1 pseudogene is annotated in these 322 nt (G+C 35.7%); it reads left to right on the forward strand.

The annotated features are described in order from the left end of the window. Positions 1–209 (forward strand): annotated as a pseudogene (locus tag V7659_RS09175) (PLP-dependent aminotransferase family protein); the annotation flags it as partial. Positions 210–322: the final 113 nt, after the last annotated feature.

Here is a 322-nt window from a genome sequence, read left to right on the forward strand (position 1 = left end):
GCATTCATATTTGGTGCAGGATAAAAAAAGAGGTGAATGAACCGCAATTACTCGAGGATTCAATCAAAAAGGGAGTCATTTATGTCCCGGGGTATACGATGGGGTCTCAAAAAGGTTTTGTTCGTTTTACATTTGCAAGGGAAAATGAAGAATCCATTGATGAAGGAATTAGAAGGTTTGCGGAAGCACTTGCGTCTACTAATATTTGAAGTTAGAAGGGATCATGTATTGACGTGATCCTTTTTTGATAAACAACAAATGGATGGGGAAAAAAGTATCTTATTGGATGGTAATAAAAAATTAAAATCGGATAATATGGAGA

It is taken from the genome of Neobacillus drentensis, from assembly GCF_036966985.1.
Taxonomy (GTDB): Bacteria; Bacillota; Bacilli; order Bacillales; family Cytobacillaceae; genus Neobacillus; species Neobacillus drentensis_E.